Here is an 8,620-nt window from a genome sequence, read left to right as displayed (position 1 = left end):
ACCAGGTTGCGCAGGCAGACGGCACCCTCGGTGTTCCAATCGAAGGCACCGCTGTCGGCCACGGACAGGAAGTCGCGCGCCGGGCCCTGCTTGGCGCGGTTGTTGATGAGCTGCACGCCGCCGGCAGGCGGCACGCCATTGCCCGTGGCGAACATGCTGGCCAGCGCCGCCGGGGGCGTGAGCGGGGTGACGGCCCCAGCGGTCGTGGCCGCCGCGTAGCTGAAGCCGCACAGGTGGTCCTGCACACTGGCGCGCGAGAGCGAGTTGGCAAAGGTCACGGCCACGGCGGGCGCCACCTCGAAGGCGGCGAGCGAGGCATGCAGGTCGTTGGACTCGGGCTCCCAGCCATAGTCACGCAGCTTGCGCAGCGATTCCTCGGCCTGGCCTGCCGTGGTGTCGGCCGTGAGCAGGCCGCGCGCACGCAGGGCGGCGCAGCGCCCCGGGGCGATGGGCAGCGCGGTGCCGGCAAAGCCGGCGGCAAAGGCCGCCGCATAGGGGCTGGTGCTGACCGAGGGCGCCAGCGAGGCGCAGGCCTGGTACAGGTTGGCCTGGGTGGTGTAGTCGATCAGCGGGCGGCCGGTGACGGCAATCTGCGTGCCGCCGCGCTGCACCGTGACGCCGGGGTTGGCCGGCAGTTCCACCGCGGGCTCGGACACGGCCACGCCGCTGATCAGGCCCTGGGTATCGAGTTCGGCCGCGGCAATGGCAGCGCCGCCGCCATTGGAAATGCTGGACGCGATGACGATGGTGTTGCCCGGCGTCAGCGACTTGATGCGCAGGCCCGTGGGGAGCAACGCGCCATAGCGCTCGTTGAGAACGTAGTAGCCGAACTCCACCGCCTGCAGCGTGGTCGTACCCCAGTCCTTCTCGGCGTTCTGGCCCGAGTGCGCGTGCTTGAAGGCGAAGCGGTTGGGCGTGGCCGCGTTGAAGGCCGCGAGCTGCGCGGGCGTGAGGTTGGCATTGAAGGCCGCGTTCTTGCCGGCGGCCGCCGCCGTGGTGCGCGTGCCGTCGATCAGCGGCACCGTGTCGTTCTGCAGGTCGTGCGGGGCCGCGCCCGTGCCCTTGTCGGAATAGGCCACGGCGCAGCCGCGCTTGAGGCCCCATTCACCCGTGGAGATGCCGCCGTAAACGCCGCGCGAACCCGATGCGGTGGCCGTGATCATGCACGGGCGCGCGGGGTTGAAGCTGTCGGGCACCTGCACCATCAGGGTCACGTTCTGGCGGCCGCTGCCGTCGTCGGCATAGGCGATGTACTCGGTGCCGGGCACCTTGCCCTCGCCCGTGGTCACGCGGCCCTGGGCGTCCACATTGGGGCCGTACAGCGTGCCGTAGCCGCCTGCGGCCGTCATGTCCAGCATGGCGCGGTAGTTGACGTAGATGGCGGCACGGCGCAGCTCGGCAGCGGTCGGCTTGGCCGCATCGGCATAGGCCGGCGGCGTGGCCGATGCCAGGCCGCTCGCGCCCAGGCCGGCGGTGAGCAGGTCGTTGCTGGCGCCGTCGTAGCGGGTTTCGGTGATGGTGCCCAGGTAGGCCGGTCGCAGGTTCGCGCCGCCGCCCGAGCCGCTGTCACCGCCCCCACCGCCACAGGCGGCGAGCACGGCGGCAGACACGGCCAGCAGCGCGGTTCTTTGCGTCGTCTTTGCTTTCAGGTTGCTCATTGCGTTTGTCTCCGAGTTGTGTTTTTTGGAACTTCTGGAACGCAGCTTTACCCTGGCCGGCTCGCGGGCCCGGCCCTCACGCCACCTTGCGCGCTGCTGCCGCGCGCAGGCGCCCCACCACACCCGTGGGGAAGTAGTAAACGGAAAGCACGAAGAGCACGCCCAGCCACAGCAGCCAGCGGTCGGGCGAGAGCAGCGCCGACAGCCAGGGCAGGCCCGAGGCGGCCTCGCTGCCCAGGCGCAGCAGGTCCTGCAGGTAGCTTTGCGCCACCAGGAACAGCACGGCGCCGATGGCCGAGCCATAGATCGTGCCCATGCCGCCGATGACCACGATGAGCAGGCAGTCCATCATGATCTCGAAGCTCAGCGAGGTATCGGGCCCGTTGTAGCGCAGCCAGAGCGCGAGCATGGCGCCCGCGCAGCAGGCGAACAGGGCCGACAGCACGCTCGACGTGGTGCGGTACACCACCACGCGGTAGCCGATGGCCTCGGCGCGGAACTCGTTCTCGCGGATCGCCTGCAGCACGCGGCCGAAAGGCGAGTTCACGATGCGCAGCAGCGCCAGCACCAGGGCCACGGCCACCACGAAGAGCAGGTAGTAGCAGATCAGCCGGCCGTCGAGGGTCACGCCCAGGAAGGGCTCGTCAAAGGGCTCGAAGCTCGGCGACAGCAGGCCAGGTACCTTGAAGGTCAGCCCGTCCTCGCCGCCCGTGATGTCCGACAGCTGCGAGGCCAGCGTCTGGAACGCGGCCGCCACGGCCAGCGTGATCATGGCGAAGAAGATGGCGCGCACGCGCAGCGAAAAGAGCCCCACCGCCAGCGACAGCAGCAGCGAGAGCACCAGCGCACCACCCAGGCCCACGGCCAGCGCCGACCAGGTGGGCCCCATGCGCGTGGTGGCCACCGCGATGCCATAGGCCCCGATGCCGAAGAACATGGTGTGCGCAAAACTCACGATGCCGGTGTAGCCCAGCAGCAGGTCGAAGCTGGCGACCAGCACCACGAAGATCAGCACCTTGGCCGCCACGGAGAGGGCCTTGACGCCAGGGAACAGGAAGGGCGCGAACGCCAGGCCCAGGAAGATGGCCACGAGGATCACCGCCAGCACCTTGCTGCGCGGGTAGTCACCGGAGAGAAGTCGGTTCAGCATGTCTTTGGGCTCCTCTTCAGCGGTTCGCGACCGGGTAGACGCCCTGCGGACGCCAGAGCAGGATCGCAACCATGAGGGCGATGTTGGAGAACAGCGCCACCTTGGGGACCAGGAAGCCGGTGTAGTTGGCCATCAGCCCCACCAGCAGCGCGCCGATGAGCGCGCCGCCCGTGGACCCCAGGCCGCCGATGATGATCACGATGAAGATCAGCACATTGACCTGGGCGCCCATCTGCGGCACCACGTTCTGCTGGTACAGGCCCCACATCACGCCGCCCAGGCCGGCCAGGGCCGAGCCCACGACGAACACGCCCACGAACAGCCGGCGGATGCGGTAGCCCAGCGACTCGACCATCTCGCGGTCCTGCACACCGGCACGGATCAAGAGGCCGACCTTGGTGCGCGACAGCGTCCAGGCCAGCACGCCGAAGACCAGCAGGCCCACGGCCACCGCCACCAGGCGGTACTTCTCGATGGCGGCATCGCCGATGAGCAGCGAGCCGCGCATGCCCTCGGGCAGCGGCAGCGGAATCTGCTGCGGGCCCCAGATGACCTTGATCAGCTCTTCGCCGATGATCATGCCGCCCATGGTGATGAGGATCTGCTTCAGATGCTGGCCATACACCGGCCGCACGATGAAGCGTTCGAACGCCAGGCCCACGGCGCCCGCCACGGCCATGGCCACCAGCATGGCCGGCAGCACCGCCACCAGGTTGCGCCACAGCTGGGCCGAGCCGGTCCAGTCGCCCATGGCACCCAGCACGCTGGTGGCCACGAAGGCGCCCAGGGCGATGAACACGCCGTGGCCGAAGTTGAGCACGTCCATCAGACCGAACAACAGCGTGAGGCCCGAGGCGATGATGAAGATGATCATGCCCATGGCCAGCCCGGCCACGGTGAGCGTGAGCCAGGTACTGGGCGAGCCGATGAAGGGCAGCACCAGCAGCGCCAGTGCCGGCACCAGGGCCAGCGGCTTCCAGTCGAAATCGCGCAGCAGGCTTTTGCCGGCTGCCGCGGTGGATGTGGTTGCGGTGGTGGTGTTCATAGTGCCAACCCCAGCAGCGATCGCTGCAATGCCTCGTCCTGCGCCAAAGCGGCCATGCTGCCCGCATGCACCACCTGGCCGTTGTCCATCACGGCCACGGTGTCGCCGAGCCGCTTGGCGAAATTGATGTTCTGCTCCACGAGCAGAATGGTCACGCCGCTCTTCTTGAGCTGGTCGAAGGCGTCGATCATGTTGTTGATGATGGCCGGCGCCAGGCCCTTGCTGGGCTCGTCCACGATGAGCAGGTCGCGCGGCTCGACGATGGCGCGGCTCACCGCCACCATCTGTTTTTGCCCGCCCGAGAGCTTGCCCGCAGGGTGGTTCCAGAACTTCTCCACCGCCGGGAAGAGCTTGAAGATCCATTCGAGCCGCGAGCTGTCCATCTGCGCGGCGTTCTTGGCGCCGCGCGCGGCCAGCAGCATGTTCTCCTTGACCGTGAGGTCGGCGAAGATGCCCATGTTCTCGGGCACGTAGGCGATGTTCATGCCCGCGATCTGCGGCGTGTTGAGCGCCGTGATGTCCTTGCCACCGAAATGGATGGTGCCATGCGACGCATGCCACAGGCCCATGATGGTGCGCAGCGTGGTGGTCTTGCCCGCGCCGTTGCGCCCCAGCAGCATGGTGAGCTGGCCCTTGGGCACGGCCAGATCCACGCCGTGCAGGATGTGGTACGCCCCGATGTGGGTGTGCACGCCCTTGAGTTCGAGCAGGTTGTTGAAGGTGCTGGTGGTCATGCCGTGGCCTCCTTGGTGACGCCCAGGTAGGCTTCCTGCACCTCGGGCGAGGCGATCACCTCGGCCGGTGCGCCGTCGGCCACCAGGGTGCCGTTGGTCAGCACGATGATGCGGTCGGCCAGCTCGCGCACCACGTCCATCTTGTGCTCCACCAGCAGGATGATCTTGGTCTTGTCCTTCTTGAGTTCGCGGATCAGGTTCAGGATCACGGGCGCCTCGTCATGGCTCATGCCGGCCGTGGGTTCGTCGAACATGTAGACCTGCGGCTCCAGCGCCATCAGCAAGGCCACTTCGAGCTTGCGCTGGTCGCCGTGCGGCAGGCTGGCCACGGGCGTGTCCTGCCGCTCCAGCATGGCCACGGCCTGCAGGATGGCGCGGGCGCGCTCCGTCAGCGCGCGGTGGTCGCTCCAGATGCTCCACAGGTTCAGCCCGCGGCGGTGCTTGCCCTCCTGCGTGGCCTGCACGGCCAGGCGCACGTTCTCCAGCACGCTGAGGTTGGGAAACAGGTTGGTGAGCTGGAAGGCACGCCCCAGGCCCGCATGCGTGCGCGCCGAGACCGACTGGCCCGTGAGGTCCTGCCCACCCAAGGTGACGCTGCCCGCGCTGGCGCGCAACTGCCCCGAGATGAGGTTGAAGTACGTGGTCTTGCCCGCGCCGTTGGGGCCCACGATGGCGGTCAGCGTGCCGGGCTCGAAGGAGCAGGTCACGGCGTTGACCGCCACGTGGCCGCCGAAGCGGATGGTCAAGTCCTTGGTGGCCAAGGTGCTCATGGGTGGTGCTTCACTTTCACGGGTCGTCGTCTTTCACTTACGGAGCCTGGCAACCCAGAGACAGTTGCCAAGGCCTTGCTTCATTTCCATTGTCCACCGCACTGCGCCACTGGCGCAGCCTACGCCAGCGCTCCCGCGCAGGGGCCGCCCCGCCGCGCTGGGAGCGTCCCCCTCCCGCATTGCGCAGCAATGCGAGAGAGGGGGAAGACGCGAAGCGGCTCAGGGGGAGCTTCATCTCTTCACGGGCAGGTGCCGATGACGTAATAGTTCGGGCTCGTCTGCTTGAGGGTCGTGGTCACGAACACGTTCCACAGGCCCATGTTCTGGTTCGAGCCCTTGGCATAGGTGTAGCCGCCGGTCTGCGTGGCGCGGCCGGCCTGCACGTGCGCATAGTTGCTGGCGGTGGTGCAGGTGGCGGTGCCGCCCGAGCCTGCCAGCGTGGTGCCCGAGGCCGCGGCCGATGTGGCACCCTCGGCACCGTTGGCATCGGCGGCGCGCACCGTCCAGCTGTAGGTGGTGGAGGCGGCCAGGCCGGTGTCGGTGTAGCTCGTGCCACTCACCGGCAGGGCGTTGACCTTGTTGGCGTTGCGGTACACGTTGTAGCTGGCCGCGCCGGATACGGCGCCCCAGCCCACCACCATGCTGCTCGCCGTGGCGCCCGAGGTGCCCACGCCCGTGGGGGCTGGCAGCGCGGGGTTGGTGGGCGGGTTGGTCGTACCGCCGCCGCTGCTGATCTGGTCCACCATGGCCTTGATGGCCGCCATCTGCGGGCCGGACTTCTTGGCGTAGTTGGCGTTGTCATAACCCCACCAGTCGAAGCAGCTGTTGGTGGCTGCCAGGCTGGTCTGCGGGTAGAGCATCACGATGTTGTTGCTGTCGGCCCAGCGGTTGTAGCCGGTGTTGCGCACGTACTGCTGCTGCACGTCGCTCACGTTCTGCTTGCAGCCGTGCAGCACCACGTGCAGGCGGCAGGTGGTGCTGCCGCCGGCCTGGCCGGCCTGCGGGATGTAGGCCCAGCCCGTGGTCGCCATGCCGTGGTTGGTGATGAACTGGCTCTGGTTGAACTCCACGTAGTTGCCCGTGGGCAAGGTGGCGTTGTTGCGCGCGTTCAGCGTACCGTACAGGTGCTGCAGCATGGCGCCGGCCAGGTCGAAGTTGCAGTCGCTGATGTAGGGCGCGGCCTTGGTGGAGCAGCCGTTGCCGTAGTCGTCGGTGACCATGGCGTGCTCGGCCGCGATGTCCTTCTTGTAGACCACGTTGGCGGCCGGCACGAAGCTGTTGTAGTAGGTGCGCAGCGCGTCCATCACGCCGGGCTTGACCGTGCTGTCCAGCGAGCCCGAGAACAGGTAGACCTTGGAGGCCTGCAGGTTGGCCACCGGGTCGATCAGCCCCTGGCCGGCCCAGGTGTTGGTGGTGTTCACCAGCGTGCTGGTGGGAATGCCCGCGGGGCTGGCCATGCAGCGCCCGGTGGCATTGACGATGGAGCCCTCGGCGCAATAGAACGGACCGCCCGCAACCACGCCCGCGCCCTTGGCGAAGGTGGCCGAGTAGGCCACGTGTAGCTGCACGGCCATGAAGCCGCCGGCCGACAGGCCCGATACGGTGGTTTGCGTCTTGTCGATCTTGAGCGCGGGGAGGTTGACCGCTGCGAGTGCACTGCCCATGCCCATTGCCGCGATGGTAGCGGCGGTTGCGGCCGACCTGAGAATGAAGTTGAAAGCCATTTGTCTTGTCTCCAAATAATTTTGAGAAAAACCGACCCAGCCCCCGTGTAGACCCGGGGGTTCATGCATCAATTCACTGGAAAAAAAGGGGCGGCCGCCCCCGCGGGATGGATCCCCACCGGGCTGATTGATCGTCAGCCAGCGGGGCCACGCAAACCCCAAGGCTCCGCTGAACAGGTCTCTCGCGTGTCGAGCATCCCTGCCTTGGGCGATCTGCCGCGTTGCAAATCCTCGCCATAGCACAGGCTATGGCTGCGGTTTGCGCCTTGCAGCTCATCCCAAACCAGGGTGCTCGCCATCACTCAGACCTGTCCAGCGCAGCCTTATCGCTGGTTGCGAATCGGCACTTGCATCTCTTCAGGCTTGATCTCGCGCACCAACTCGGGCACGCCCCAGGCAAAGGCCGGGTCCACCTTGATCTTGAAGTGGTACATGCTCTGCATGGCCTGGTGGTCTTCCTTGCGGAAGGTCATCTTGCCCTTGGGCGTATCGAAGCTCATGCCCTCCATGGTCTTGATGAGCTTGTTGGTGTTGGTGTCGCCCGCCGTGGCCTTGAAAGCCGTGGTCAGCGCCATGGCAGCGGTGAAGCCGCCCGCGGTGAAGAAGTCCGGCGGCGTCTTGAACTCCTTGTAGTGCGCGGCCACCATGGCTTCGTTCACCGGGTTCTTGGGGATGCCGAAGTAGTAGTAGGTCGCGCCTTCCATGCCGGGGAAGTTCTTGTAGCTGGCCATGGCCGGCAAAATGTTGCCGCCCGTGGCGATCTCGATGCCGTAGCGCTTCAAGTCCAGGTCGGCAATCTTGAAGGGGTTGCCGGCGCCGGCCCAGATGATGAAGATGACCTTGCGGCCGGGCACGTCCTTGAGCTTGTCGATCAGGCGCTGGGCACCGGCGGTGAAGTCGGTGGTGGTCGTGGGCAGGTACTCCTCGTGCACCAGCTTGGCGTTCTTGAGCGCGTCCTTGAAGGCCTTCACGCCGTCACGGCCGAAGGCATAGTCCTGCGCCAGGGTGGCCACGGTCACGCCAGCCTTGTCGATGGCCACGGCGTTGGAGATCGCGTCCTGGCTGCTGTTGCGGCCGGTGCGGAAGATGTACTTGTTCCACTTGTCGCCGGTGATGGCGTCGGCCACGGCAGGCTCGACCAGCAGGATCTTCTTGTACTCCTCGGCCACGGGCAGCAGGGCCAGGGCCACGCCCGAGGACGATGGGCCGACAGCGATGTCGGCCTTGTCGTCCGAATAGGCCGAGGCCAGCAGGCTCTTGCCCAGGTCGGGCTTGCCCTGGTCGTCCTTCTCGATCACAACGATCTTCTTGCCGTTGATGGCCATGGTGCCGCCGGTGGCGTAGTTCAGGCCCATCATCAAGCCCACCTGGGTCTGCTTGCCGTAGGCCTCCAGCGGACCGGTCTTGCTGTAGATGTGGGCGATGCGGATCTCGTTGGACTGTGCGAATGCGGGAGCGGAAAGCGTGGCGGCTGCAGTGAGTGCAGCGGTGGCGAGGGCGACCAGGGTGCGACGGTGCATGGCGATGTCTCCTTGTAGT

General features: G+C 67.0%; 7 protein-coding genes. All 7 read right to left on the bottom strand.

The genetic code is table 11. From position 1 onward, the window contains the following. A partial coding sequence (locus ACK59X_RS15755) for a 3-hydroxybutyrate oligomer hydrolase family protein (RefSeq protein ID WP_409958591.1) occupies nucleotides 1–1,658 on the bottom strand: 1,658 nt, incomplete at its 3' end. A 76-nt stretch (nucleotides 1,659–1,734) separates the two neighbouring features. Then, on the bottom strand, nucleotides 1,735–2,808 hold the full coding sequence (locus tag ACK59X_RS15750) for a branched-chain amino acid ABC transporter permease (protein ID WP_409958589.1): 1,074 nt from the start codon (nucleotides 2,806–2,808) through the stop codon (nucleotides 1,735–1,737). A gap of 16 nt (nucleotides 2,809–2,824) precedes the next feature. Beyond that, nucleotides 2,825–3,853, bottom strand: coding sequence for a branched-chain amino acid ABC transporter permease (locus ACK59X_RS15745; protein ID WP_409958587.1), 1,029 nt, complete (start codon nucleotides 3,851–3,853; stop codon nucleotides 2,825–2,827). After that, nucleotides 3,850–4,587: an ABC transporter ATP-binding protein gene (locus ACK59X_RS15740; protein ID WP_409958585.1), complete on the bottom strand. Its 738-nt coding sequence runs from the start codon at nucleotides 4,585–4,587 to the stop codon at nucleotides 3,850–3,852. Before ACK59X_RS15740 ends, ACK59X_RS15745 begins: the two co-directional genes overlap by 4 nt. After that, nucleotides 4,584–5,357, bottom strand: a complete 774-nt coding sequence (locus ACK59X_RS15735; protein ID WP_409958582.1) for an ABC transporter ATP-binding protein — start codon at nucleotides 5,355–5,357, stop codon at nucleotides 4,584–4,586. Before ACK59X_RS15735 ends, ACK59X_RS15740 begins: the two co-directional genes overlap by 4 nt. A 239-nt stretch (nucleotides 5,358–5,596) precedes the next feature. Continuing rightward, nucleotides 5,597–7,081 carry a PHB depolymerase family esterase gene (locus ACK59X_RS15730; RefSeq protein WP_409958580.1) on the bottom strand — a complete coding sequence of 495 codons (1,485 nt, stop codon included), beginning with the start codon at nucleotides 7,079–7,081 and terminating at the stop codon, nucleotides 5,597–5,599. A gap of 323 nt (nucleotides 7,082–7,404) precedes the next feature. After that, on the bottom strand, nucleotides 7,405–8,601 hold the full coding sequence (locus ACK59X_RS15725) for a substrate-binding domain-containing protein (RefSeq protein ID WP_409958579.1): 1,197 nt from the start codon (nucleotides 8,599–8,601) through the stop codon (nucleotides 7,405–7,407). Nucleotides 8,602–8,620: the final 19 nt, after the last annotated feature.

The sequence above is a fragment of the Acidovorax sp. genome (genome assembly GCF_046339755.1).
Lineage (GTDB): Bacteria > Pseudomonadota > Gammaproteobacteria > Burkholderiales > Burkholderiaceae_C > Acidovorax.
This window is presented reverse-complemented; position numbering and strand designations above follow the sequence as displayed.